Genomic DNA, 24,567 nt, shown 5'->3' on the forward strand with positions numbered 1-24,567 from the left:
CCCCGACCGCCACCCCGCGCCGCCGCAGCGGCCGGACGGCACCCGACCATTCGTGACGAATCATTGAGGATCGAGTCTTGACTGACCAGCTGCGACTTATGGCCGTTCACGCCCACCCCGACGACGAGTCGAGCAAGGGCGCTGCCACGATGGCCAAGTATGTGTCCGAGGGGGTGGACGTGCTGGTCGTGACCTGCACGGGAGGCGAGCGCGGCTCCATCCTCAACCCCAGGCTCCAGGGTGACAGCTATATCGAGGAGAACATCCACGAGGTCCGCAAGAAGGAGATGGACGAGGCCCGCGAGATCCTGGGCGTCAAGCAGGAGTGGCTGGGGTTCATCGACTCCGGGCTCCCCGAGGGCGACCCGCTGCCGCCGCTCCCCGAGGGGTGCTTCGCCCTGGAGGACGAGGAGAGCGCGGGCGGCCGGCTGGTGCGGCTGATCCGTTCCTTCCGCCCGCAGGTGATCACCACCTATGACGAGAACGGCGGTTACCCGCACCCCGACCACATCATGACCCACAAGGTCACGATGGTCGCCTTCGAGGGCGCGGCGGACGCCGAGCGCTTCCCCGAGTCCGAGTTCGGCCCGGTCTGGCAGCCGCTGAAGCTCTACTACAACCAGGGCTTCAACCGCCCGCGCACGGTCGCGCTGCACGAGGCGCTGCTGGAGCGCGGCCTGGAGTCGCCGTACGGGGAGTGGCTGGAGCGCTGGAAGGAGTTCGAGCGCGTCGAGCGCACGCTGACCACCCATGTTCCGTGCGCCGACTTCTACGAGATCCGGGACAAGGCGCTGATCGCGCACGCCACCCAGATCGATCCGGACGGCGGCTGGTTCCGCGTTCCGATGGAGATCCAGAAGAAGGTCTGGCCCACCGAGGAGTACGAGCTGGCGAAGTCGCTCGTCGATACCTCCCTCCCCGAGGACGACCTCTTCGCGGGCATCCGCGAGAATGCCTGATATGAGCGTGAGCGGAAGCCTGAATCTCGCAATGATGGACTCGGTCGTCCTGGCCGCCGAAGAGCTGGACAAGAACAAGGTCACCCCCGGTGTCCTCGGTTTCCTGGTCTTCGCGGCGCTGGCCGTGGGCGTCTGGTTCCTGATGAAGTCGCTGAACCGGCACATGGGCCGGATCGACTTCGAGGAGGCCCGGACCCCGGCCCCGGCACCGGGGGCCCCCCGGCAGCAGAACGGCGCACCGAAGGCGAAGGCCCCGGCCAAGAGCGTCTGAACCCCGGCCGCCCGCCGCCCGGACCACCGGACGGCGGCCGGCCACCGGGCGACACCCGGGCACCCGGGCACCCGGGCCGTACCGACGTACGGCCCCGTCCGTGCCCGGGTGCATTTTCCTGTCCGGACGCCGGACGCCGGACGCCGGACGCCGGACGCCGGACGCCAGGCGCCCCACGGCGCCCGGCGCGCGGCGTGACGTCGCTCAGCCCGTCGCCGGCACCGGGACCCCCATCACCTCCCGGGCGTGCCGGTTCGGCACCATCCCCAGGTCCCACGCCTGCCAGCCGTCCTCCAGACGCACCCCGCGCTCCAGCATCACCGCGAGCGCCTGCGCGCAGTCCTCCAGCTTTCCGTCCCGGGTGCCGTGCCCGGCGGCCCGCAGCCGCGCCAGCTCCTCCTGCGCCACCACCGTGCCCACCACGATCCCGCCCGGCGAGGCGAACGGCAGCAGCGTGCACCGCAGAAAGCGCGCCCAGTCCCCGCCCCGCTCGTCCCCGTACGACGCGAACAGCTCCACCGCCTCGTCACAGAGCCCCAGCGCCTGCCCGGCCCGGTTGTTCCCCGCGTCCACGATCGCCAGCTCCAGCGCGGTCCAGCCCTCCCCGTGGGCCACCCCGATCCGCCGGAAGTCGGCCCGCGCGTCCATCAGCAGCTGCCGGGCGAAGCCGGAGTTGCGCAGATTTCCGGTCCGCGCCGCCCGCTGGTCCCGGGTGACCCGGCCCGAGTGGTGGCGCGCGCACGCCAGCCCGTACACATCGCGCATCCGCGAGAACATCGTCCGCGCCCGCTCCAGCTCCCGCACCGCCTGGTCGGCGTCGCCGCGCTCCTCCAGCGCCTGCCCCAGGTAGTACAGCGTCCACGCCTCGCCGCGCGCGTCCTCGTTGTCCCGGTGCCGGGCGAGCGCCGGCTCCAATTGCTCCACCGCCTCCGCCGGGTCGCCGTCCACCAGCCGGGCCCGCGCGAGCTGGGTCAGCGCCCAGGCCTCGCCGCGGGCGTCCCCGGTGCGGCCGTACAGATCGAGCGCCGACCGCAGCTCGCTCTCGGCCCGCGCCACCTCGCCCATCCGCAGACAGACCTGGCCGAGCTGGAAGTGCGTCCACGCCTCGCCGTGCAGCGACTCGCCCTCCCGGTGCAGCTCCAGCGCCGTCGCGAGCAGCCCCAGCGCCTCGCCCAGATGGGCCTGGTCCCGGCGGACCGCCGCCAGCGCGTGCAGGGACCACGCCCGGTCCTCGGCCTGCTCGTCCGTCGACTGGAGCTCGACCGCCTCGGTCAGCCGGGCCGCGGCCTCGGTGAGATTGCCCTGGTGGTGCAGGGTGATCCCGAGCGAACAGAGCGCCAGCGCCGCGCCCGCGTCGTTCCGCGCCTCGCGGTAGAGGCCGACGACCGAGGAGAGGGTGGTGCGGGCCTTGTCCAGCTCGCCGAGCTGACGTGCCGCGATACCCGTGCGCCAGCGCACCGAGCGCTCCAGCAGCCCCTGGTCCACGGCCTGCGACAGCTCGCTGATCTCGCCGAGGCGGTAGAGGTCGCCGCGCAGCAGACAGTAGTCGGCGAGCGCGCCCAGGAGGTTGAGCACCGTCTGCTGATCCACCCCCTCCGCGTACCGCAGCGCCGAGGTGATGAAGCTGGACTCGTCGTCCAGCCAGCGCAGCGCCGAGTCCAGCGAGCGGAAGCCGTGCGCGCCGAACTGCCCGGCCCGGGTGGACATCTTGCCGTCCACCATCCGGATCACGGCCCCGGCCAGCTCCGCGTAGTTCTGGATCAGCCGCTCCTGCGCGGCGGTGCGCTCCGCCGCCTCCTCCTCGTCGAACAGCCGAGCCCGGGCGAAGGCGCGGACGCTGTCGTGCAGCCGGTAGCGGCTGGAGCGGGCCCGGGAGATCAGCGCCGCGTCCGCCAGGGCGGTGAGCAGCCGCTGCGACTCCTGCTCGTCGGTGGCGAGCAGCGCCGCCGCCGCCGATGCGCCGAGTGAGGCCCGCCCGGCGAGCGCGAGCCGGCGCAGCAGCCGGCGCCCCGGTTCGGGCTGGTCGCGGTAGCGCAGCCAGAGCGCCCGCTCCACCGGGTCGAGTGCTGTGGCTGGTGTGCCTGCTGCGTCCGGTACGCCTGGTGCGCCCGCTGGGTCCGGTACGCCCTGGGTGGCCGATCCGGCCGCTCCGGTTCCGCCCCCGGCTTCCGTACCGCCTCCGCCTCCGCCCCCGGCCCTGCCCCCGGCTTCCGTACCGCCTCCGGCCCTGCCCTCGTCCCCGGCTTCCGCGCCGGCTCCGGCATCCGCACCCGCACCCGCCCCCTGCCCCGGCGCCTTCGCGCCGGCCGCCGCCAGATCGTCGGCGAGCCGCTGCGGAGTGCGCGTCCCCAGTGAGGAGCCCGCGATCCGCAGCGCCAGCGGCAGCCCGCCGCACAGCTCGCGGACGCGGTCGCCGGACTGCCCGTCGTAGGGCGCGCCCGCGGGCTGGTCCCCCACGGCCCGCAGCAACTCCTCGGCCCCCGCCTCGTCCAGCGCCTCCACCGGCAGCCGGTACACCCGTGCCGGGGTGTCGTCCGGCAGCTCCAGCGGCTCACGGGCGGTCACCAGCACCAGGCTGTCCGAGCGCTCCGGTATCAGCGTCCGCACCTGCGCCGGGTCGCCCGCGTCGTCCAGGATCACCGTGACCGCGAGCCCGGTCAGATGCCGGTGGTACAGCTCGGCGAGCCGCCGCACCTGCTGCTCGGGGGAGGACCGCTCCCGGAAGAGCAGTTGCTCACGCGGCGCGCCGAGCCGGTTCAGCAGATGGAGCAGGGCCTCTCGGGTGGTGAGCGGCCGGCCGCTGGCACCGCGCAGATCGACCACGCACGCGCCCCGGAACTGGTCCTTCAGATGGTGGGCGGCGCGCACGGCGAGAGTGGAGCGGCCCGCGCCCGGCCTTCCGTGCAGGATGACGACCGTCGGCAGGGTCTCGGTCGACGCCCGCGAGGCGTGCACCCACTGGGTGATCCGGCTCATCTCCTCGCGCCGCCCGCTGAACGGGCCCGCCGGCTCCGGCAGCCTGCCGAAGGACTGGGCGAGCGTGGACCGTCGGCGCGCGGCGGCGCTGCGGTCCCGTCCGCGCAACTGCGGGCCCGTGGAGTCCTTCCGCTGAGGGCGGGTGCCGACGCCGAGCATCCGCTGCTGGTCGAGGAAGGGCCGGATGCCGCGCACCTCCAGGGCGGTGAGCCACTGGAGCCGCAACTGCTCGGTTCCGCCCGGCTGGCCGAGCGCCCCGGCCCTGCGGTGGGCGGCGGGCCAGTGCGACGCGGTGATCCGGGCGACGGTGGCCGCCGCCCCGGCGACCGCCACCACCGCACCGGCCCCCAGCGCGGTTCCGGCGGAGGTGCCGAACGCGAGGTCCGCTCCGGCCGCCGCCACCGCCCCCACCACGGTGACCAGCGCGGGGGTCGCCAGCTCCGCCCGGCTGAACCGCGCGGACAGCGGTTTCCCCGCGGCCTCCGCCTCCGCCAGGGCCTGTTCGTACGCGGTGTACTCATCGGCGGCGTTCGACGCCATCGCGTCCAGCGCCTCGCGCCCTCGCGCGAGCAGCACCTGCGCGTTCGTCCGCCCGCCCGAGCGCCGAGCCTCCTCCTCGACGGCGCGCGCCAACAGCCGCTCGGCCTCGCTCCGGTGGCTGTCCCGCATAGGGGTCCCCCTTGTGTCTCCGGTTCTGTTTCCCGGTCAAGTGTCCTGTGCGCGGGGCCCCGAAGCGAGGGATGCGGGTCTCGATCCTGTGCGGTGCATGTCATGCGTACGGAGGGAAAACCGCTGCTGGCGGGGCATACGGGTCATTCGGGCAGCCAGGCGGGCCACCACGGCGGAACGTGGTCGGCCGCACAGGCCCCGCCGTCGGTTCCGGCCCTGAGCGGGGTGCCCAGCCAGGCGAAGTGCCACAGGACGAGCGCGGCCAGCGCGAGCGTGAACACCGCGCCGGGGACGATCCGCCGCGCCCACCGGGGTGCCCGCCGCAGCAGTGCGGCGGGGATCGCCCAGGCGGTCAGCCCGATGAAGGACGCGGCGATGATGGTGAGCGGTGCCTGCCAGGTCCACCAGTCGAAGATGCTCGGGTGCTCCCGCAGGATCAGTCTGCAGGTGCGGCGGGCGGCGCGGGACAGGCGGTGGGCGCCGTACCCCGCGAGACCGCCGGCGAGGAAGGTCAGACAGCCGGCGGCCCAGGGCGGTCGAGGTCGTGGGTCCACACAGGGACAGGACGCTCACGGGGGCGCGCCGGTTCTCCGGGGCCAGGGGTCTCCGGGTGAGTTGTGCGGCGACGGCTCCGATTCCGGTTATCACGCGATAGTGGTCAGCCCGGTCCGGGAGGGATACGGAAGGTGCAGGTGATGACCTTTCCGGTGGCGATGACGGTGGTTTCCCAGTGCTCGGTCAGCGCGTCCACCAGGAAGAGCCCCCGGCCGGTCTCGGCGGAGACCGAGCGGCGCCGCAGAGTCGGTGGCGCCATGACGGTGTCGCGGACTTTCAGGACCAGCCACCCGTCCCGGGGCTCGATCTCCAGTTCGCATAATCCATCGGCATGTTCATGGACATTGGCGAGCAGTTCGGTCACCACCAGGGCGATATCGAAGGCGGATTCCCCGAGCCCCCGGCCGTGCAGGTGATCCAGGACCGCACGCCGAATATGCCTGATCTCCGAGGGGTGGACGGTCAATCTCATACTCAGCCGGGTATCGACTTCTTCCACGGAGATCACAGCTCCTCCTGTCCGCCGGTGCCGAGGGTGCGTCGCCCTCTCCGGACCACTGGTGATCGTGGGCCGTGCAGAGCTAACTGCGTACGCGTCCGTACGGGTACCGTTGCGGAGGGGCGGGACCGTGAAAGTCATGAACGGCAGGGGAGTTGATGTGGCCCAGGCATCCCGGAAGCAGCGCAACACAGGTCTTGAAGCACTGCTTGAGCAGGCGCGATGGTCGCGCACACAGCTCGCCGGCGCGGTGAATCGCACCGGTGCGCAGATTGGGATGCCGCTGAAGTACGAGCAATCCGCCGTTTCTCACTGGCTTGCCGGGACCCAGCCGAGGGAACAGGTCAGAAGGGTCATTCTGGAAACACTCGAACGTAAGCTCGGGCGTCCATTGACTTACGCTGAAGCGGGTCTTCAGCAGCCGGAGGACACGAAAGGGTCCGGCGGCAGAGACACTGTCGAATCCCTTATGGATCTCGGAAGGGCAGACATGGACCCATCCCGTCGTGGAGTGCTCACCGCAGGACTGTACTCGGCCGCTCTCACCGTCCCCCTATTCACCGAAGTGGCACATGCCGCGGACAACCCCGATCCCGAGCGCATCACGAAACCGACCAGCCGTATCGGAGCGGGCGAAGTCGCCACGGTGCGCACCATGACCGACCGTATCGCCGACATACTCGACGAACTCGGCGGAGGACATGCCCGCCCCATGGCGGCGGCTTTTCTCGTCAACACCGTGCTGCCCTATCTGCGGGCCGCCGCCAGCGGGAAGAATCGCCGGGACATGCTCTCCGCGGCCTCCGATCTGACCTATCTCACCGCCTGGATGGCCATGTACGAACGCGAACACGGTCTGGGGCAGCGGTACTACGTCAAAGCACTGAAACTCGCCGGAGAGGCAGGAGACCACGTCACGTACTGCCGCACTCTGCGCGGGATGAGCCTCCAGGCGTCCAACCTCGGTCACGGCAGCAAATCCCTGGACCTCGCGGACTCGGCGGCCCAGGCCGCGCCCGCGGCCGGCCCGCGGCTGCTGGCCTTCCTCCGGGGCCAGCAGGCCCACGCCGCCGCCATGGTCGGGGACCGGCACCAGGCATTCACCCGGTTACGGGAGGCGGAGGCCGCGCTCTCCCGCGCCGACTCCCGCCGCGAGTCGATCGGCGGCTACGACCGGGCCGCCTACCAGTTCCATGTCGCCCATGTGCTCTACGAGACCCGCGATCTGCCCGGCTCCATCGCCGCCCTCAAGGAGTCCATCCGCGCCCAGTCCCGCCAGGAGCGCCAGGGCAGGGTCCACTCCAACGCGGTCCTCGCCCACCGCCAGCTGGAACTGGGGCATCTGGAGGAGGCGTGCGGGACCTGGGGCACCTTCCTCGACGACTACACCCTGCTCTCCACCGCGCGCGGCGATGAGCACTTCCGTACGATGCGCCGCCGCATCGCCCCCTACCGGAGAGTCCGCGCCGCCCGCGAACTCGACGAACGCGCCCGCCTGGTGGCCGAGTCGAAGGGCTGACCCCGGAGGCCGCCGGGATCACGGTGATATCGCGTATCGATCCGCTCCGCGCTCCCCGCTGGCTACGTTGACCGGGTGACCCACGAACTCTGGGACCCGCAGGCCCCCGGCGTCCTCCGCCTCCCCTCCGGCCGCCTCGTCCGGGGCCGCGCCCTGCGCCGCCCCCTGCCCCCCGGCCCCACCCCCGACTTCGCCGTCCACCTCCTCGGCGGAGCACCCCCCGAGGTCCCCTGGGAGTCCCAGTGGCTCCGCTGGCCCGACTTCCGCCTCCCCGTCAGCCGCCCCCGGGCCCGCACCCTCCTGGAGGAGACCTGGTCGCGCGCCGCGACCCAACGCGTGGAACTCGCCTGCGGCGGCGGCCGGGGCCGCACGGGCACGGCACTGGCCTGCGTCGCGGTCCTGGACGGCGTCCCGCCGGCGGAGGCGGTGGGATACGTGCGCCGGCACTACAGCCGGCACGCGGTGGAGACACCGTGGCAGAGGAGATACGTCCGCCGCTTCGCCGACTGAGCCCGCCGCGCCTCCGGGAGGAACAGTCCTCCACCCGGTGCCGCTTGGAGGCGCCCGGGTCCACGACGGCCCTCCCGTCCACGATCCCGGCGCCGGCACACCGCCCCTCGGACCAGGAGCCGTACTCCTCCGTGCCACCGGTACGCCCGATTCCGAGGAGCGGGCGGACGCGCCGGCGCCGATCGGCAGCGCGCGGTGGCCCGTGCGGGCCTCATCTGCCGGGCCGGGGCGCTGTGAGAGGCTGGACCGCATGAACCGGCTGGCCAGCGCGACCTCGCCCTACCTGCTTCAGCACGCTGACAATCCGGTCGACTGGTGGCCCTGGACGCCGGAGGCTTTCGGGGAGGCCCGGTGTCGCCACTGGTGCCAGTGAACCCACGAACCCAGTAGTCCGCAGCTCTCGCGTCCGCTCGAGGTGCGGGGTGCCGTAGCCAGGACGTGATGGCTACCCGGAGGCGGAGGTACTGAGTCTCAGAGGAACCCAAGCTGACGTATGTGGCAAGACTCCGACAGCAGCTGCATCAAGGGGCGGAGCTGTTGCTGGCCGCAGGCGATGGCCACGGGGTCCTTTCCAGGAGGTTCAAAGGCTGGGCCAGGTCGTGGCAGGGAGGGGAAGTTGATATGCCCGCTGCCCTTCTGGTACCTGTGCTCGCAGCCACATGCAGCACCTCTGCCGTCCCGAGGAAGGACTGTTCCGTAGAGGCTGACGGTCTCGCCAGATAGCTGGAGCTCCGAGACAGACGTCGGGCATCTCCGCAACTGGAAGGTGGAAACTCGGGTCCCGAGCTTCCCCTGTCTGAGAGTATTGCTGCGGCCAAGCTGGCGCGGTGTTCCCTGAGGTCGGCACGGCCTCGCCAGACATGGTTTAACCGAACGGGAGCTCCGGTGTCGTTGGAACGGTTCTCGCTGGAGAACTATCGCTGCTTCAGGGAGAGACAGGAGGTGGAGCTTGGAAAGATCACCGTAGTACTCGGCCGGAACAATTCTGGCAAGAGTGCGGTCGTGCGAGCACTCCCGCTCCTGTCCCTCGGTATCCGCGGCGACTCCCCCTACCCTCTGGACCTGGACCTGATCCAGGGCTTCACTCCTTCGTTCGCCGATCTGATCCACGGCTCATCACCCCATGGGCATATTCGCCTGGGAGTGTCGATCGGGCGCGAGGGCGGCGAGACCATCAGCGCCACCGCCGAGGTCCAGAACATCGCCAACCAGGGACTGCAGCTGGTCTCCTCGGTGCAGATCTCCTGTGGGACCGAGGTCGCGAACCTCTCCTGGATGCCCGGCATCGACGCCTACTCCCAGGAGAAGCGCGCGTATCTTATCGACGGCCAGGAGGCCAAAGTCGGATTTCGCGGGCTGCTACCCGATCCGGCCGACTGGCCGGACTCCGTCGGCGGTGTCAGCGGTGTCACCGGGCTCATTCGGGAAGGCCTCGACGAGATCCGGTATCTCGGTCCGTTCAGGAAGAGTCCAGAGCGCTTCTTCCGGTCCCCGGCCAGAACCTTGAGCAGCGTCGGCTATCGGGGCGAGAGGGCGCTTGGCATGCTCGCCGCGGACGAGGTGTACGGCCGCGGTCTGATTGGCCGTGAGGTGAACACCCTGCTGGAAAGCATCCTGCCCGGGTGGCGCCTCGAAGTCACCGACGTCGGCTCCGGGATGTACATCCCCAAGCTGCGTTCCTTGCGCGACCCCGATCTCGTCGTCCACATCGACGACGTCGGCACCGGTGTGGTCCAGTTCCTGCCGATAGTGATCCAGCGGGCTGCGGACTGCGTGGAACCGCCCGCCGGGCCGGTGATCGAGATCGTGGAGGAGCCCGAACTCCATCTCCACCCTTCGGCGCACGCCGCGATCGCCGATTTCTACATCGACGCCGTGCACGAGTCGCAGGTGCGCTTCCTGGTGGAGACGCACAGTGAGAACTTCCTCCTGAGGCTTCGCCGGCGGGTCGCGGAGCGGAAGCTGGCGCCGGAGGACGTGAAGATCTACTTCGTTGAGCAGGCCGAGGGGGCCGCCACTCTGTGGAAGATCGAGGTGGACGCCCTCGGCAATCTCGACTATTGGCCGCGGGGAGTCTTCGCGGAGGATTTCGAGGAGGTGCGGGCCCTCGCGGACGCGCAGGCGAATCGGATCGACGATGCGCGTTGAGATTCCCGTCGACCTGCTGAAGGGCCGGCAGGGCGACGAGAACGCAGAGCTCATATTGAAGCTGATCGCGTTCTTCAGCGAGGCGCGGCACGAGTGGGCGATCTCCCCGCGTGATGTGGACGCCGTCCATACGTTCCTGGAGCGTCACCTCCCTGTCCTGGCGCAGAGCTACCTGCTGCTCGCGCAGAAGGCGAGCATGGCGCAGGCCTGGGCGCCGCAAGGGGGGGCCACGGGCGTGGTCAGGGTGGCAGCTGAGACGCTCACGGCGGACATCCGCGACCTGGAGCGGCCGGCCGTGCTGGTCGTGGAGAACGCGATCTACGACTGGCAGATGATCGAGGCGCTCGCGCGCCTGCTCGGCTGCGAGGACGTCATTGACGCTAAGGAGGGCAGCCGCCTCGGCGTGTACAACGGAGGCGGCAAGGACGGGGCGACCCGTCATGCAGTCGACCAGGCTGCGCAGTTCTCCCGTACCAAGCGTGTGGTCCTCGTCATCGACAGTGACAGCTTCCACCCCACGGACCGGACCGGCAATCACGAGAAGGCCGAAGCCGCCGTGGCCGAAGGCGTTAGTGCGCACGTCCTCAGCTTCCGTGAGATGGAGAACTACATCCCCAACCGGGTTCTGGCCCGGCAGCCGAAGAGGGCCGTCGGCATGTCCTCCATGGCCAAGCGCCTGGAGTCCCTCAAGGCTTTCTCGCCCGAGCAGCGAGCCCACTTCGACATGAAGTACGGATTCAAGGGGAAGCCGCAGATGGGTGCCGGCCAGAAGGGGCGCCACTCCGGGAAGGCGGGGACCACCTACGTCGTCCCGCAGCGCCACGGTGATCTGTACGACGAAGTGGCGGAGCAGGATCTCATCACCCTCCAAGAGGGATTTGGAACGGACTTGCCGGGTCTGTTTCTGCAAGAGGTGAAGCGCGGCGGCATATCGGAGAGGGACCTGGATGGCCTGGGCCCCCGAGCGAAACAGGAATTGCGATCGATGTTCGAAACGATTCGGGGCGTGGTCTGAGCATGGGAGACATCGAGGTGGTCAAGGATATCTCTGTGGTGCCGGAGGTCCATTTCCTGGAGCAGGTCCTGGAGCGGATCGCGCAGGGCGAGCTGCGGGTACCGAAGTTCCAGCGCCCGTTCCTGTGGCGCCCCGAGCAGATGCTCCAGCTCTTCGACAGCATGGAACGCGGGTATCCGATGGGCAGCCTGCTCATCTGGGAGACCACCATGCCGCTCGAAAGCCTCGACACCATCGGTGGTCGCAGGATTCCGCCGGCACCGGAAGGGGCGAAGGTCGCCTACATCCTGGACGGTCACCAGCGGCTCTCGACGCTCTTCGGCGTCCTCCACCGCTCGGCCGACGCCCCGTCGTCCGCGCGTCAGGAGGACTGGATGTGGTGGGTCTACCGGCCGCTCGTCCGGTCGGAACACGATGGTGTGCGCTACCGCCACTGGAAGAGCGGCGAGCCGGTGCCCAGCCACTTCCTGCCCATGCGGTCTGTACTGGGGACCCTGGACTTTCTCGAATACGCGCGGACCCTGTCCGACGTCCCCCACTCCCGCGAGGAGGCCGGCCGCCTCACCAAGGAGAGCGAGCGCATTGCGAAGCGGGTGAAGAATTACAAGGTCTCCGTAGTGCGCATGGAGGGCGGTACTCTTCAGCAGGCGATCGAGGTCTTCTCCAGGATCAACAGCAGCGGCCAGAAGATGCGTCCCGATCAGATGGTCTCCGCACTGACCTACGGGACCATCGGCTCCTCGGAGACGCTCAGTGACAAGATGGAGGAGATCAAGGGGCGGATCGCAGCTTCGGGCTTCGGCGAGATCCCGATCATGACGATCTTCCAGACCGTCCTCGCGCTGTCCGGCGAGGAGGACGTGCAGCGGGACACCTCCTGGGAGACGATGGCCCGCAAGGTCCAGGGCCAGCTCATGACCGCGGTGGAGGACACCGACCTGATCCTCCAGCAGGTGGTCGAGTTCCTGCGCGAGGAGGTGCGGGTACCGCTGGCTCGCCTGGTTCCCTACAACATCCAGATCATGCTGCTCGCCGTCTTCTTCCACTTCTCCGACAAGGTCGAAGCTGAGCAGCGGGTCAAGCTGCGGCACTGGTTCTGGACCACGTCCCTGGCGGGCACCTTCGCCGGGTCCAACACCACCCAGGTCCGGAAGTTCATCACGGAGATGAAGGCCTTCGCCCGAAGCGAGAGTGGGCTTAGCTATGCCGCTGAGCGGGCCCGTTCCTTCCCCGAACGCTTCGACCTGCGCAGCGCGCGCGTGCGCGCCTACCTCCTGTGGGACCTGCAGACGTTCCCGGATCGGAAGAACCTCGACGGCGACACCGCCAACGTGCTGGAACAGCTGGCGACGGCGCACAGCGAAACCTATCGACACGTCATCACCCAAAGCGGGGTCCCCGGGGCTTCCAGTCCTGCCAACCGGATCGTCATGACGACGCCGCCGCGTGTGTCGATCCGGCAGGCGCTCATCAGGCTCGCGGAGGAAGGGCGGACCGACATCCTGGACTCGCACGGAGTCAGCCTCGAGTCCATCGAACACCTCAAGGCTGATGAGTTCACCGAGTTCATCCTCGCCCGGCAGCACGAACTAGCGGCGCGGGAAAGGCAGTTCATCGAAAGCCTGGGCATCAAGTCGGCCGACAAGGAGGTCGGCGAGGCTGATATCGACACCGAGTGAGAGGCCGCGGGCATGGCGATCACCACCTACCCGAGCCCTGATCCGACAGGGCCGTGCGGGATGCCTCTCACCGACCCGCGCGCGGCCAGGCTCATCACACGAGCTTCTACGCTCGACTCGTGAGGACGGGCCACTTTCCCGTGAACTCTTGTATCGCCGCCGACAGTGACGTCCGCATGGATGGTCGGCTGGTGGTCGAACACGTCAGCTCGTACCTGCCTGCAGCGCCATGGTTGGCGCAGCGGGGCGGTCGTAGCACGTCAGCGTCGATGAACCGCAACTGGAGACCAAGACTGGGGTCGCTGTTTGGACGGCTGCCCCGCGGGTGCGGCCGTCCGTTAGCCTGCCCTCGAGTAGTTCTTGGCTGGGCGCGGCTGAACGATCGTGTGCGAGTCGGAGTGGCATTCGCGTGTCGTGCATCTGGTCCGTAGCCAGAGAATGTCCTGATCGGTCCGCGAAGCACCGTGATGCGGGTGCTGACGGTCAAGGGTCGATAGAGGGGCGGCTTCTCTGTGCCTTACGCGAGCCCAAGATCGACCGCGATGGAGAAAGGTGCGGTGGCCTTCACCGTGCCGGTGAACATCTCACCGTCCCTGTAAGCCTTGGTGGCGGGGTCGAGTACGTAGGTGTAGATGATCGGGAGACCGGTGGCGGCCTGCTCGATCCGCCAGTAGAAGGGGATGCCCGCCTTGGCGTACTGGTCCACCTTCACGATCCGGTCGGTGGTCTCCGAGCCGGGCGACACGACCTCGACGACCAAGAGCAGGTGTTCGGGGCGGGTGGGTGTGAGGTCGATGGTGTCCGCCCGGTAGACAGCCACGTCCGGGCGGCGGTTGGTGAGGGGAACGTCCTGCAGGCGGACGTCGAAGTCCGTGTCGGCGTTCCAGTCCGGGCCTGCTGCCGCGTCCAGGGCATTGGCCAGGATCCGGGCCAGCCGATTGTGCCGCTTGGAGGCGCTCGGGCTCACGACGACCATCCCGTCCACGATCTCGATGCCGGCACACTGCTCCTCGGACCAGGAGTCGTACTGCTCCGCGCTGATCTGCGTATGCATCCATGCGGGTGCCACCATCTCGGCGGTCATGATGTACCTCCTCCGAGGAGCCTCGACAGGTCCGGCACTGCTGGGCTCAGACTACTGTTCCGCGCTGCCGGTACGCCCGGTTCCGAAGAGCGGGCAGAGCCACGAGTGCGGATCGGCAGCGCGCGGTGGCCCGTGCGGGCCTCATCTGCCGGGCCGGGGCGCTGTGAGAGGCTGGACCGCATGAACCGGCTGGCCAGCGCGACCTCGCCCTACCTGCTTCAGCACGCTGACAATCCGGTCGACTGGTGGCCCTGGACGCCGGAGGCTTTCGAGGAAGCGCGACGGCGGGATGTACCCGTGCTGCTGTCGGTCGGCTACGCGGCGTGCCACTGGTGCCACGTCATGGCCCACGAGTCCTTCGAGGACGCCCCCACCGCCGCCTACGTCAACGAGCACTTCGTCGCGGTGAAGGTCGACCGCGAGGAGCGGCCGGATGTCGACGCGGTCTACATGGAGGCCGTGCAGGCCGCAACCGGGCACGGTGGCTGGCCCATGACCGTGTTCCTCACCGCCGAGGGGGAGCCGTTCTACTTCGGGACCTACTTCCCGCCGGAGCCGCGGCACGGGATGGCCTCCTTCCGGCAGGTCCTGGAAGGGGTCGCCGCCGCCTGGGGCGAGCGGCGGGGCGAGGTGGACGAGGTGGCGCGGAGGATCAGCCGGGATCTGGGCGGGCGTTCGCTGGCCCACGGGGGGCAGGGCACACCCGGCGAGGAGGAGCTGGCGCAGGCGCTGCTCGCGCTCAGCCGGGACTTCGACGAGCGGCACGGGGGCTTCGGCGGGGCGCCCAAGTTCCCGGCGGCGATGGTGGTGGAGTTCCTGCTGCGGCACCACGCCCGCACCGGGGCCGAGGGGGCGCTCCAGATGGCCGCCGCCACCTGTGAGGCGATGGCCAGGGGCGGGATCTACGACCAGCTCGGCGGCGGGTTCGCCCGCTACTCGGTGGACCGCGAGTGGGTGGTGCCCCACTTCGAGAAGATGCTCTACGACAACGCCCTGCTCTGCCGGGTCTACGCCCATCTGTGGCGGGTCACCGGCTCCCCGCTCGCCCGCCGGGTCGCGCTGGAGACCGCCGACTTCATGGTGCGGGAGCTGCGCACCACCGAGGGTGGCTTCGCCTCCGCGCTCGACGCCGACAGCGTGGACGCGGCGGGGGAGCGGACCGAGGGCGCCTTCTACGCGTGGACACCCGGGCAGCTCCGCGACGTGCTCGGCGAGGAGGACGGCCGGCGCGCCGCCGAGCTGTACGGGGTGACGGAGGCCGGCACCTTCGAGCACGGCTCGTCCGTTCTGCGGCTCCCGGGCGAGGAGGCCGGTCCGGCGATCCGGGAGCGGCTGTGGTCCGCGCGCGAGCGGCGGCACCGGCCCGAGCGCGACGACAAGGTGGTCGCCGCGTGGAACGGGCTCGCCATCGCCGCCCTCGCCGAGGTGGGTGCCTTCTTCGACCGGCCCGATCTGATCGAGCGCGCCACCGAGGCCGCCGATCTGCTGGTACGGGTGCACCTGGACCCCTCCGCCCGGCTCTCCCGCACCTCCCGGGACGGCCGGGTGGGCCCGAACGCCGGGGTGCTGGAGGACTACGCCGATGTCGCCGAGGGCTTCCTCACGCTGGCGGCCGTCACCGGGGAGGGGGTGTGGCTGGAGTTCGCCGGCTTCCTCCTGGACATCGTCCTCGACCGCTTCACCGGCGAGAACGGGACGCTCTACGACACCGCGCACGACGCGGAGAAGCTCATCCGCCGCCCCCAGGACCCGACCGACAACGCCACCCCCTCCGGCTGGACCGCCGCCGCCGGGGCGCTGCTCTCCTATGCCGCGCACACCGGGTCCGAGGCCCATCGCACGGCGGCGGAGGAGGCGCTCGGGGTGGTGAAGGCGCTGGGTCCGAGGGCACCGAGGTTCATCGGCTGGGGGCTCGCCGTCGCGGAGGCGCTGCTGGACGGGCCCCGGGAGGTCGCCGTGGCGGGTCCGGAGGGCGATCCGGCGGCGGAGGCGCTGCACCGGACGGCGCTGCTCGCCACCGCGCCCGGTGCCGTGGTGGCGGCCGGGGCGCCGGACAGCGGGGAGTTCCCGTTGCTGCGGGACCGGCCGCTGGTGGACGGGCGGGCCGCGGCCTATGTCTGCCGGGGCTTCGTCTGCCGGATGCCGGTGACGGACCCGGCCGACCTGGCGCGGGAGCTGGCCCCGGGGGAGTGACCGCCGGACGGACGGCCCCCGCCGGACGGACCGCGCCCGCCGGAGGCCTCCGCCGGGGCGCCGCCGACTACAGCCGTACCCCGTCCTTCATCGCCCGGAGCGCCCGGTCCAGCAGCTCCACCGGGTCGTCGCGGTGGCCCCGGGCAGCCCAGTGCAGCAGCACCTCGCGCAGGGCACCCAGCACCGCCGCCGTGAACACCCGGACGCCCAGGTCGTCCCGGGGGCGGCCGGCGCGGTCCGCCAGGACGGGGACCAGCAGCTCCGCCGTGCGCGCCAGGGACTCGTCCAGCCGCGCCCGCACCGCCGGGACCTCCACCATCAGCCGGGTGCGCTGGACCGCCGCCGCCCGCTCCCCGTCGAGGAGGCCGGCCAGGGCACCGGTGAGGACGTACCGCATCGAGTCCAGCGGGTCCTCGCCCGCCGGCCGCGCCCGCAGCCCGGCCTCCAGCACCGGGTCCACTCCGTCGCCGAGGACGATGTCCTCCTTCGCCGGGAAGTAGCGGCTCACGGTGGAGGGGGAGACCTCGGCGGCCTCCGCGATCTGCTCGACGCTGGTGGCCTCGTACCCCTGCTCGGCGATCAGCCGGTGGGCCGCCCGCCGGATCGCGATCCGTGTCTTGAGCTTCTTGCGCTCCCGCAGCCCCATCGGCGACTGAGCGGTGTGTGCGGTACGGGACATGGGCCCATTGTCCCGTGGTCAGTTCTGGTAGGCCACCAGGGAGATCCCGACGTAGTGGACGACGAACGCGGCCAGCGTCAGCGAGTGGAACACCTCGTGGAAGCCGAACCACCGGGGTGACGGATTGGGGCGCTTGATTCCGTAGACCACGCCTCCGACGCTGTAGAGCAGCCCGCCGACGACCACACAGACGAGCACCGCGATCCCGCCCGTCCGCAGGAAGTCCGGCAGGAAGAAGACCGCCGCCCATCCCATCGCGATGTAGCAGGGCGTGTAGAGCCAGCGCGGCGCGCCGACCCACAGGACCCGGAAGGCGATCCCGGCCGCCGCCGCCGCCCAGACCGCCCACATGAGGGGCCGGGCGGTGGAGTCGGGGAGCAGCAGCATGGCCAGCGGGGTGTAGGTGCCCGCGATGATCAGGAAGATATTGGCGTGGTCCAGCCGGCGGAGCACGGCCTCACCGCGCGGGCCCCAGTTCCCCCGGTGGTAGAGCGCGCTCACCCCGAAGAGCAGACACGCGGTGGCCACATAGATCGCGCAGGCCACCCGGGCCCGGCCGGAGTCGGCGAGGGCCGTGAGCACCAGTCCCGCGATCACCACGGCGGGGAACATCCCGGCATGCAGCCAGCCGCGCAGTTTCGGCTTCACCGGAGGCGGTTCGATCTCGGTCACTTCGGGCGCGGCAGACGTCATGTCTGGATGGTACCTACGCAACCGTAAGTAAGGCGTGGGGGTGCCCGCCCCTCATCCGGAGTGACTTCTCCGCGGAGCAATCGGTTGATAGAGGTGCAGAAGTTCCCGGTGCCGGAGGCCGGCACAAGTGGCGATGCTCACGTGAGGCGCCCTCTGGACATATGGGCGCGGAGCACGGGATGATCAGATGAGTGCGGTCGGCACCGGATGAGCGCCAGCGAAGCATCCGGGCCGCGGCCCCCACGGGGCAACAGACGAGAACAGCACAGGGCAAACCCTCAACCCTTATTTAGGAGCGATCGTGGCGCGCGACATCGCGGCTCCCACCACCGTCCCCACCCCCGCACCCACGGATCACAAGGCGCTGATCTCCTGGGTCGACGAGATCGCGGCGATCACACAGCCGGACCGTGTCGTCTGGTGCGACGGATCGGAGGCCGAGTACGACCGGCTCTGCGCGGAGCTGGTGGCCAAGGGCACCTTCCGGAAGCTGGACTCGGTCAAGCGCCCGAACTCGTACTACGCCGCGTCCGACCCGACCGATGTCGCCCGGGTCGAGGACCGCACCTTCATCTGCTCCGAGGACGAGAAGGACGCCGGGCCCACCAACCACTGGAAGGCCCCGGCGGAGATGAAGGACATCTTCGCGGGCGAGGACGGCATCTTCCGCGGCTCGATGCGCGGCCGGACGATGTACGTCGTCCCCTTCTGCATGGGCCCGCTCGGCTCCCCGCTCTCCGCCATCGGCGTCGAGATCACCGACTCCGCCTATGTCGCGGTCTCCATGCGCACCATGACCCGCATGGGACAGGCCGTCCTGGACGAGCTGGGCGATGACGGCTTCTTCGTCAAGGCCGTCCACACCCTGGGCGCGCCGCTGGCCCCGGGCGAGCGGGACGTGCCCTGGCCCTGCAACTCCACCAAGTACATCTCGCACTTCCCCGAGACCCGGGAGATCTGGTCCTTCGGCTCCGGCTACGGCGGCAACGCCCTGCTGGGCAAGAAGTGCTACGCGCTGCGCATCGCCTCCGTGATGGCCCGCGACGAGGGCTGGCTCGCCGAGCACATGCTGATCCTCAAGCTCACCCCGCCCGCGGGTGAGTCCGATTCGCCCAAGTACATCGCCGCCGCCTTCCCCTCCGCCTGCGGCAAGACCAACCTGGCCATGCTGGAGCCCACCATCCCCGGCTGGACCGTGGAGACCATCGGCGACGACATCGCCTGGATGCGCTTCGGCGAGGACGGCCGGCTGTACGCGATCAACCCCGAGGCCGGTTTCTTCGGCGTCGCGCCCGGCACCGGCGAGCACACCAACGCCAACGCCATGAAGACCCTCTGGGGCAACGCCGTCTTCACCAATGTCGCGCTCACCCAGGACAACGACATCTGGTGGGAGGGCATGACCGAGGACGCCCCGGCCCGCCTCACGGACTGGAAGGGCAACGACTGGACCCCCGCGTCCGCCACCCCGGCCGCGCACCCCAACGCCCGCTTCACCGTGCCGGCCGCGCAGTGCCCGACCGTCGCGCCGGAGTGGGAGGACCCCCGGGGCGTGCCGATCTCGGCGATTCTCTTCGGTGGCCGGCGGGCCAGTGCCGTCCCGCTGGTCACCGAGTCCTTCGACTGGCAGCACGGGGTCTTCCTGGGCGCCAATGTCGCCTCCGAGAAGACCGCCGCCGCCGAGGGCAAGGTCGGCGAGCTGCGCCGCGACCCCTTCGCGATGCTGCCCTTCTGCGGCTACAACATGGGCGACTACATGGCCCACTGGGTCAAGGTCGGCAAGGGCGCGGACGCGGCGAAGCTCCCGAAGATCTACTACGTCAACTGGTTCCGCAAGAACGACGCGGGCGCGTTCGTCTGGCCGGGCTTCGGTGAGAACAGCCGGGTGCTGAAGTGGATCGTGGAGCGGCTGGAGGGCCGCGCCGAGGGCGTCGAGACCCCGATCGGCATTCTGCCGACGGCCGAGTCGCTCGACACCGACGGCCTGGACCTGCCCGCCGAGGACCTCGCCTTCCTGCTGAAGGTCGACCGTGAGGTCTGGCGCGAGGAGGCGGCACTCGTCCCCGACCACCTCAACACCTTCGGCGAGCACGCGCCGAAGGAGCTGTGGGACGAGTACCACGCGCTGGTCGCGCGCCTGGGCTGAGCCCGGTACCGCGCGGACGGCCGGGCCCCGGGGCCCGGCCGGTGCGTGCGGCACCCCCGCCCGGCCGGTCGCGCCGGGTACCGAAACCCCGCGGCGGACCGTCCGACATCCGCCCTGACCTGTGGCGTCCCTCAGGTCCGCCGCGTCCCGGCCCCCGGAGTCCTCCCTCAGACTCCGGGGGCCACTTCTTTCCGTCCACGGACAACCGCGGGGCCGCGGGAAGAGGGGGCTGCGCCCTCGGACGGAATCCAGGGGGGATGGGGGACCTCGTCCGAGGACGCAGCGGGGCACCCGGTCCACGCGCCTTCCCGGCCCGTGAACCAGGGCCGATCAGTGGGCGCCGACCAGCCGGCGCTCGAGCGCGGCGGCGTGGGCGTCCATCCGCTCGGCGGCGAGGATGGCGGCCGTGGTGTCCGCGCGGGAGGCCGCGACGACCAGGGCACGGCCGGCCAGGGTGTGGGCCCGGCGGTGCAGATCCTCGGTACGGGCGCGGCTCGGCGGGGCGTGCCGGACCGGCGGCATGTCGCGCAGCCGGGTGATCTGGCCGGCGATGCGCTCGGCGGCCTCCTCCAGCGCCAGCTCGTCGGTGACGGCCAGCAGCGCCGAGAGATGGCCGGCGAGCTGGATGTCCAGCTCCTCCTCGCGCGAGCGGTGGGGATAGGCGGCACTCTCGGCCATCGAGTGGACGGACTTGGTGCGAATCGGCTCGTACATGGCGATGGCCTCCTGCTCTCTATCAGGAGACCATCCTACCTTGGATTATGTCTAAAGTTGAGTCGAGTCGGATGTGCTGGCGCGATAGTGCCGCGCCGACCGGTTTCCGCAGCTCGGACGGGGTCGGGAATCGGTCAGGGCTGGCTGTACCCGTCCAGGAACGAGCCGATCCGGGTCACCGCGTCCGCCAGTTCCTTCACCGCGGGCAGCGTCACGATCCGGAAGTGATCGGGCTCCGGCCAGTTGAACCCCGTACCGTGCACGACCATGATCTTCTCCGAGCGCAGCAGATCGAGGACCATCTGCCGGTCGTCCTTGATCTTGTAGACCTTGGGGTCCAGCCTCGGGAAGAGATAGAGCGCGCCCTTGGGCTTCACACAGGTGACCCCCGGGATCTGGGTGAGCAGCTCGTACGCCTTATCGCGCTGCTCCAGAATCCGTCCGCCCGGCAGCACCAGGTCGTGGATGGACTGCCGGCCGTTCAGCGCCGTGGCGACGGCGTGCTGGGAGGGCATGTTCGCGCACAGCCGCATATTGGCGAGGATGGTCAGCCCCTCGATGTACGAGGAGGCATGGGCCTTCGGTCCGCAGACCGCCATCCAGCCGGAGCGGTATCCGGCGACCCGGTAGTTCTTGGAGAGCCCGTTGAAGGTGAGCACCATCAGATCCGGGGCGATGGCGGCGGTCGGGGTGTGGGTGGCGCCGTCGTAGAGGATCTTGTCGTAGATCTCGTCGGAGCAGACGATCAGGTTGTGGCGGCGGGCGATCTCGGTGAGCCCGCGCAGCATCTCGTCGTCGTAGACGGCGCCGGTGGGGTTGTTCGGATTGATGATCACGATCGCCCGGGTGCGGTCGGTGATCTTCCGCTCGACATCGGCGAGATCGGGCATCCAGTCGGACTGCTCGTCGCAGCGGTAGTGCACGGCCGTGCCTCCGGCGAGGGAGACGGAGGCGGTCCACAGCGGATAGTCCGGAGCGGGTACGAGGACCTCGTCGCCGTCGTCGAGCAGGGCCTGCATCGACATCTGGATCAGCTCGGAGACGCCGTTGCCGAGGTAGACGTCCTCGACGTCCAGCTCGATCCCCCTGGTCTGGTAGTGCTGCATCACCGCGCGCCGCGCGGAGAGCAGCCCCTTCGCGTCACCGTAGCCGTGCGCGTCACCGAGATTGCGGAGGATGTCCTCCAGGATCTCGGGCGGGCACTCGAACCCGAAGGCCGCCGGGTTGCCGGTGTTGAGCTTGAGGATGCGGTGGCCCGCCGCCTCCAGCCGCATCGCCTCCTCAAGGACGGGTCCCCGGATCTCGTAACAGACATTTGCGAGCTTGGTCGACTGGATCACCTGCATGCCGGTGAGCTTACGGGCGTGTAACCGCGACCGCTGAGCGTTTTCGCCCGGAGCGGTCGCGCGGGGGAATACCGGCGCGGGTGCTTGGGCCGGTGCCAGGGGTGAACATCCTTGGAATGCGACAGCCGTGCGGGCTTCATGCCTGCGGTTTATGCGGTACGGGCGGAGAATCGGCGCCGGGGTGTTGTCCTCGTCACTCGGCACCCGGTCACCCGACCGTGGGAGGCCCCGGGAACGGCTCCGGGAACCATCCCGGGCGGGGTCCGGGTATCGGGCACGAAATAGCCCCGGGGCGCGATTGGCTCGCACCCCGGGGCGGAGAACGCCGACGTAATGTCAGGCGTTGATGCAGGTGTTGCCGAAGGCCGGGTTCAGCAGGCCGATGACGTTGATCGAGTTGCCACAGAGGTTCACGGGGACGTGGACGGGGACCTGGACCACGTTGCCCGACAGCACGCCGGGCGAACCGACGGCAGCGCCGTTGGCACCCGCATCGGCCATGGCCGGAGCGGCGGAGCCCAGCGCCATGAGGACGCCCGCGACAACGGCAGCAGCCTTCTTGTGCTTCATTTCATTGATCCTTTCAGCGGCGGTGCTGTACGCAGCCGCGGCCTTCGCGCTGCGTCGACAGTTTCCTGTGCATGGCACCCCCACAGACCTAGTAACGATGGGGTTCCCGAATGGAAACCTGGATATGGCCGTCAGTTCGAAAAGTCACTCTTTTGCAGCACCGTGGCGCATTGCCTTTTCCGATGTGCGGGGAAGGACCGGTCATGGAGTGTGCCCCCGAACGCGCCGCGCTCAGGGGCACACTCATGGCCTCGGTGCCGAAGCTCAGTTGTTTCCGGCGCCGTTGCCCGACAGGACCGGGATGTTGCTGAGGATGTGCGACAGCGGCTCGTCGCCCTTGGCCTGGGTCGAGTTCTCGGTGCACTGCTGGTTCTGCGGCGACGACAGGACGTTGATGTCCTGGACGGTGACCGGGATGAGGCCGATGAGCGAGCCGACGTTCGCCTTCGCGGGCAGGCCGATGCAGGGCTTGTTGAGCGAGCCCTGGACCAGTGCCAGCTGCGGGCTCATGTCGCCGTGCGTGGCGGAGTTGCCGTAGGCCTGGGTCGAGCCGTTGCCGCTGAAGGACGTGGTGCCGTTGTCGTTGCCGATGGCCATGGCCTGGGGAGCCATCGTGGCGCCGGCGCCCACCATCGAAGCGGTGACCGCGGCGGTTGCCAGAATCTTCTTGATCACTTGTGTTCCTTTTCGCTGTGAACGATCGATCGTGGAGCAACCTGATCAACTGCTCTCGGCCCGTTTGGTTCCGCCCGTTCACCCGAATGACGCAATGTCCGCCGGTGAGGTGTCCCTGGCGTACGGAGAGTCGAGGCGAATTCATTCGAATGGCGTCGCCCCGGCGGACACCCGGCCGGGCGCCGTACGGCCGAACGGATCTCGCGATCACCCGTCTGCGGACTGAATCGGCCGGCGGTCGGACGCTCCGGCGCGCCGGAGCGCGAATACCCCGGCACCGCGAGGGTGACGGGGTATTCACACGGGAGCGGCGCGTCACGCCCGCCCGGCGGGCGGCGGCGCGGCGGTTCAGCGGTTGGCGACGCCGTTGCCGGAGAGCACCGGGATGTTGCTGAGGATGTGCGACAGCGGCTCGTCGCCCTTGGCCTGGGTGGAGTTCTCGGTGCACTGCTGGTTCTGCGGCGACGAAAGAACGTTGACGTCCTGGACGGTGACCGGGATGAGCCCGATGAGCGAGCCGACGTTCGCCTTGAGCGGCAGGCCGATGCACGGCTTGTTGAGCGAGCCCTGCACGAGGCTCAGCTGCGGGCTGAGGTCGCCGTGCGTCTCGGAGTTGCCGTACGCCTGGAACGAGTCGTTGCCGCTGACCGAGGTGGTGCCCTGGTGGTCGCCGATGGCCATAGCCTGCGGAGCCATCGCCGCGCCCGCGCCCGCCACGGAGAGGGTGACCGCGGCGGTCGCCATAACCTTCTTGAGCATGTTCCGTCCTTCTGTCTCGTGGATGCCCGCAAGTGGAGCGACCTGAGCAACTCCGCACGGGGGTTTTGGTTCCGCCGGTTCACTCCAATGGCCCCCATGCGGCGGACTCATCGGCTTATCGCACCGATCGGGGGGCACTGCGGACACCGCCCGTGTCGTCACCACGGAGGCTCCGACCCGCTCTGTACCCGTCCGCGCCCCGGGTGGTGTGGACCGGGGCCGTACGCCACCCGTACGGCCGCACTTCATTTGACGGACGGCATGGGGAGGGGGTGCGGCAGCCGATCGCCGCACCCCCTCCCGCGTCCGCCGGCGGCTGTCAGCCGCCCAGTTGGACACCGCCCAGCATCGGGGTGAGGGCGCCCGCCGCCTTCAGCGCGTTCTGCGGGGCGTCGCCCTTGACCTGGTTCAGCTCGGTGGCGGTGGTGGCCACGTCCGTCACCGCGTCGCCGCTGCCGCCGTTGAGCAGGGGGGTCTGCCTGATGGCCGAGTCCAGGCCGCCGTTCAGGCTCGTGGGCATGGTGGGCCCGTTCGCCGCCATCGCGGGAGCGGCGGCGCCGAGCGCGGCGAGCGAACCGGCGATGACCGCGGCAACCCTGGTGTACTTCATCTCTTCGCATCCCTTTCTCCGGCGGCGGCCGTCGCCGCCGTCGCCCTGGACAACGAGACCCCGGCACCGGGGAAACCCCCACGGCGATTCTCGTATCAGCCTTCCGTCCGATCATCCGCTGAATGTCGAACGGATATCCGGAAAATGAGTCCGTCCGCCGGATGCCGCAGACCGGCGGCATCCGGCCCGCGGCCCCGGTCCGGGAGCCGCCCCGAAGAACTCCGCGGGAATACGGTGCGCGTCACCCGCCCCGCCCGGGATTCACCCCGGGTGTCCCGGTGAATCACCGGAACGGAAA

The 24,567-nt window shown here is 70.0% G+C and carries 21 protein-coding genes and 1 pseudogene; 10 read left to right on the forward strand and 12 right to left on the reverse strand.

Translation table 11 applies throughout. The annotated features are described in order from the left end of the window. The first annotated feature begins 77 nt into the window (after positions 1-77). Both mca and ACWCRA_RS04650 read left to right on the forward strand, forming a co-directional pair. The gene (gene mca / locus ACWCRA_RS04645; protein ID WP_351546902.1) at positions 78-959 is read left to right on the forward strand and encodes a mycothiol conjugate amidase Mca; all 882 of its coding nucleotides are present in this window, start codon (positions 78-80) and stop codon (positions 957-959) included. Beyond that, positions 952-1,230, forward strand: coding sequence for a hypothetical protein (locus ACWCRA_RS04650; protein ID WP_351546905.1), 279 nt, complete (start codon positions 952-954; stop codon positions 1,228-1,230). The genes mca and ACWCRA_RS04650 overlap by 8 nt, the downstream gene beginning before the upstream one ends. Positions 1,231-1,434: 204 nt before the next feature. On the opposite strand, the gene ACWCRA_RS04655 is transcribed toward ACWCRA_RS04650, so the two are convergent. The 3 genes from ACWCRA_RS04655 to ACWCRA_RS04665 form a co-directional block, all read right to left on the reverse strand. Beyond that, positions 1,435-4,875, reverse strand: a complete 3,441-nt coding sequence (locus ACWCRA_RS04655) for a tetratricopeptide repeat protein (RefSeq protein ID WP_351546908.1) — start codon at positions 4,873-4,875, stop codon at positions 1,435-1,437. A gap of 143 nt (positions 4,876-5,018) precedes the next feature. Next, positions 5,019-5,429 (reverse strand): hypothetical protein, encoded by a 411-nt coding sequence (locus tag ACWCRA_RS04660; protein WP_351546911.1) that lies wholly within the window; start codon positions 5,427-5,429, stop codon positions 5,019-5,021. Between the two features lie 104 nt (positions 5,430-5,533). Continuing rightward, the gene (locus ACWCRA_RS04665; protein ID WP_351546914.1) at positions 5,534-5,902 is read right to left on the reverse strand and encodes an ATP-binding protein; all 369 of its coding nucleotides are present in this window, start codon (positions 5,900-5,902) and stop codon (positions 5,534-5,536) included. A 166-nt stretch (positions 5,903-6,068) separates the two neighbouring features. Here ACWCRA_RS04665 and ACWCRA_RS04670 point away from each other — a divergent pair, with 166 nt between their 5' ends. The 6 genes and pseudogenes from ACWCRA_RS04670 (at position 6,069) to ACWCRA_RS04695 (ending at position 12,800) form a co-directional block, all read left to right on the forward strand. Further along, positions 6,069-7,448, forward strand: a complete 1,380-nt coding sequence (locus ACWCRA_RS04670; protein WP_351546917.1) for a hypothetical protein — start codon at positions 6,069-6,071, stop codon at positions 7,446-7,448. 75 nt (positions 7,449-7,523) lie between these two features. Further along, the gene (locus ACWCRA_RS04675; protein ID WP_451066844.1) at positions 7,524-7,958 is read left to right on the forward strand and encodes a phosphatase domain-containing protein; all 435 of its coding nucleotides are present in this window, start codon (positions 7,524-7,526) and stop codon (positions 7,956-7,958) included. Positions 7,959-8,208: 250 nt separating this feature from the next. Continuing rightward, positions 8,209-8,325: pseudogene (locus ACWCRA_RS04680) on the forward strand (DUF255 domain-containing protein); the annotation flags it as partial. Positions 8,326-8,843: 518 nt separating this feature from the next. Continuing rightward, complete coding sequence (locus ACWCRA_RS04685) at positions 8,844-10,106, forward strand: AAA family ATPase (RefSeq protein ID WP_351546922.1); 1,263 nt, start codon at positions 8,844-8,846, stop codon at positions 10,104-10,106. Then, positions 10,096-11,121, forward strand: coding sequence for a hypothetical protein (locus ACWCRA_RS04690; RefSeq protein ID WP_351546924.1), 1,026 nt, complete (start codon positions 10,096-10,098; stop codon positions 11,119-11,121). Before ACWCRA_RS04685 ends, ACWCRA_RS04690 begins: the two co-directional genes overlap by 11 nt. 2 nt (positions 11,122-11,123) lie before the next feature. Next, positions 11,124-12,800: a DUF262 domain-containing protein gene (locus tag ACWCRA_RS04695; protein ID WP_351546927.1), complete on the forward strand. Its 1,677-nt coding sequence runs from the start codon at positions 11,124-11,126 to the stop codon at positions 12,798-12,800. Between the two features lie 517 nt (positions 12,801-13,317). Here ACWCRA_RS04695 and ACWCRA_RS04700 read toward each other — a convergent pair. Next, entirely contained in the window at positions 13,318-13,884 is a 567-nt protein-coding gene (locus ACWCRA_RS04700; RefSeq protein ID WP_351546929.1) for a Uma2 family endonuclease, read from the reverse strand. A gap of 180 nt (positions 13,885-14,064) precedes the next feature. Between ACWCRA_RS04700 and ACWCRA_RS04705 the strand changes: the two genes are divergently transcribed. Next, positions 14,065-16,077 carry a thioredoxin domain-containing protein gene (locus ACWCRA_RS04705; protein ID WP_351546930.1) on the forward strand — a complete coding sequence of 671 codons (2,013 nt, stop codon included), beginning with the start codon at positions 14,065-14,067 and terminating at the stop codon, positions 16,075-16,077. Between the two features lie 67 nt (positions 16,078-16,144). Here ACWCRA_RS04705 and ACWCRA_RS04710 read toward each other — a convergent pair whose 3' ends face one another. Together ACWCRA_RS04710 and trhA are read right to left on the reverse strand one after the other, a co-directional pair. Further along, positions 16,145-16,756 (reverse strand): TetR/AcrR family transcriptional regulator, encoded by a 612-nt coding sequence (locus tag ACWCRA_RS04710; RefSeq protein WP_351546932.1) that lies wholly within the window; start codon positions 16,754-16,756, stop codon positions 16,145-16,147. An 18-nt stretch (positions 16,757-16,774) separates the two neighbouring features. Continuing rightward, the gene (gene trhA / locus ACWCRA_RS04715; protein WP_351546933.1) at positions 16,775-17,449 is read right to left on the reverse strand and encodes a PAQR family membrane homeostasis protein TrhA; all 675 of its coding nucleotides are present in this window, start codon (positions 17,447-17,449) and stop codon (positions 16,775-16,777) included. 301 nt (positions 17,450-17,750) lie between these two features. Here trhA and ACWCRA_RS04720 point away from each other — a divergent pair, with 301 nt between their 5' ends. After that, positions 17,751-19,595: a phosphoenolpyruvate carboxykinase (GTP) gene (locus ACWCRA_RS04720; protein ID WP_351546936.1), complete on the forward strand. Its 1,845-nt coding sequence runs from the start codon at positions 17,751-17,753 to the stop codon at positions 19,593-19,595. 330 nt (positions 19,596-19,925) lie between these two features. On the opposite strand, the gene ACWCRA_RS04725 is transcribed toward ACWCRA_RS04720, so the two are convergent. From ACWCRA_RS04725 to ACWCRA_RS04750, 6 genes are all read right to left on the reverse strand, one after another. After that, positions 19,926-20,309 carry an SCO4983 family protein gene (locus ACWCRA_RS04725; RefSeq protein WP_351546939.1) on the reverse strand — a complete coding sequence of 128 codons (384 nt, stop codon included), beginning with the start codon at positions 20,307-20,309 and terminating at the stop codon, positions 19,926-19,928. Positions 20,310-20,443: 134 nt separating this feature from the next. Next, complete coding sequence (locus ACWCRA_RS04730) at positions 20,444-21,655, reverse strand: pyridoxal phosphate-dependent aminotransferase (RefSeq protein ID WP_351546942.1); 1,212 nt, start codon at positions 21,653-21,655, stop codon at positions 20,444-20,446. Positions 21,656-21,991: 336 nt separating this feature from the next. Next, positions 21,992-22,183 carry a chaplin gene (locus ACWCRA_RS04735; protein WP_351547132.1) on the reverse strand — a complete coding sequence of 64 codons (192 nt, stop codon included), beginning with the start codon at positions 22,181-22,183 and terminating at the stop codon, positions 21,992-21,994. Between the two features lie 306 nt (positions 22,184-22,489). Continuing rightward, positions 22,490-22,900 carry a rodlin gene (locus tag ACWCRA_RS04740; RefSeq protein ID WP_351546945.1) on the reverse strand — a complete coding sequence of 137 codons (411 nt, stop codon included), beginning with the start codon at positions 22,898-22,900 and terminating at the stop codon, positions 22,490-22,492. A gap of 348 nt (positions 22,901-23,248) precedes the next feature. Further along, complete coding sequence (locus ACWCRA_RS04745; protein ID WP_351546949.1) at positions 23,249-23,659, reverse strand: rodlin; 411 nt, start codon at positions 23,657-23,659, stop codon at positions 23,249-23,251. Positions 23,660-23,978: 319 nt separating this feature from the next. Next, the gene (locus ACWCRA_RS04750; protein WP_351546951.1) at positions 23,979-24,269 is read right to left on the reverse strand and encodes a hypothetical protein; all 291 of its coding nucleotides are present in this window, start codon (positions 24,267-24,269) and stop codon (positions 23,979-23,981) included. Positions 24,270-24,567 lie beyond the last annotated feature (298 nt).

Source organism: Streptomyces sp. NPDC001889 (genome assembly GCF_053594535.1).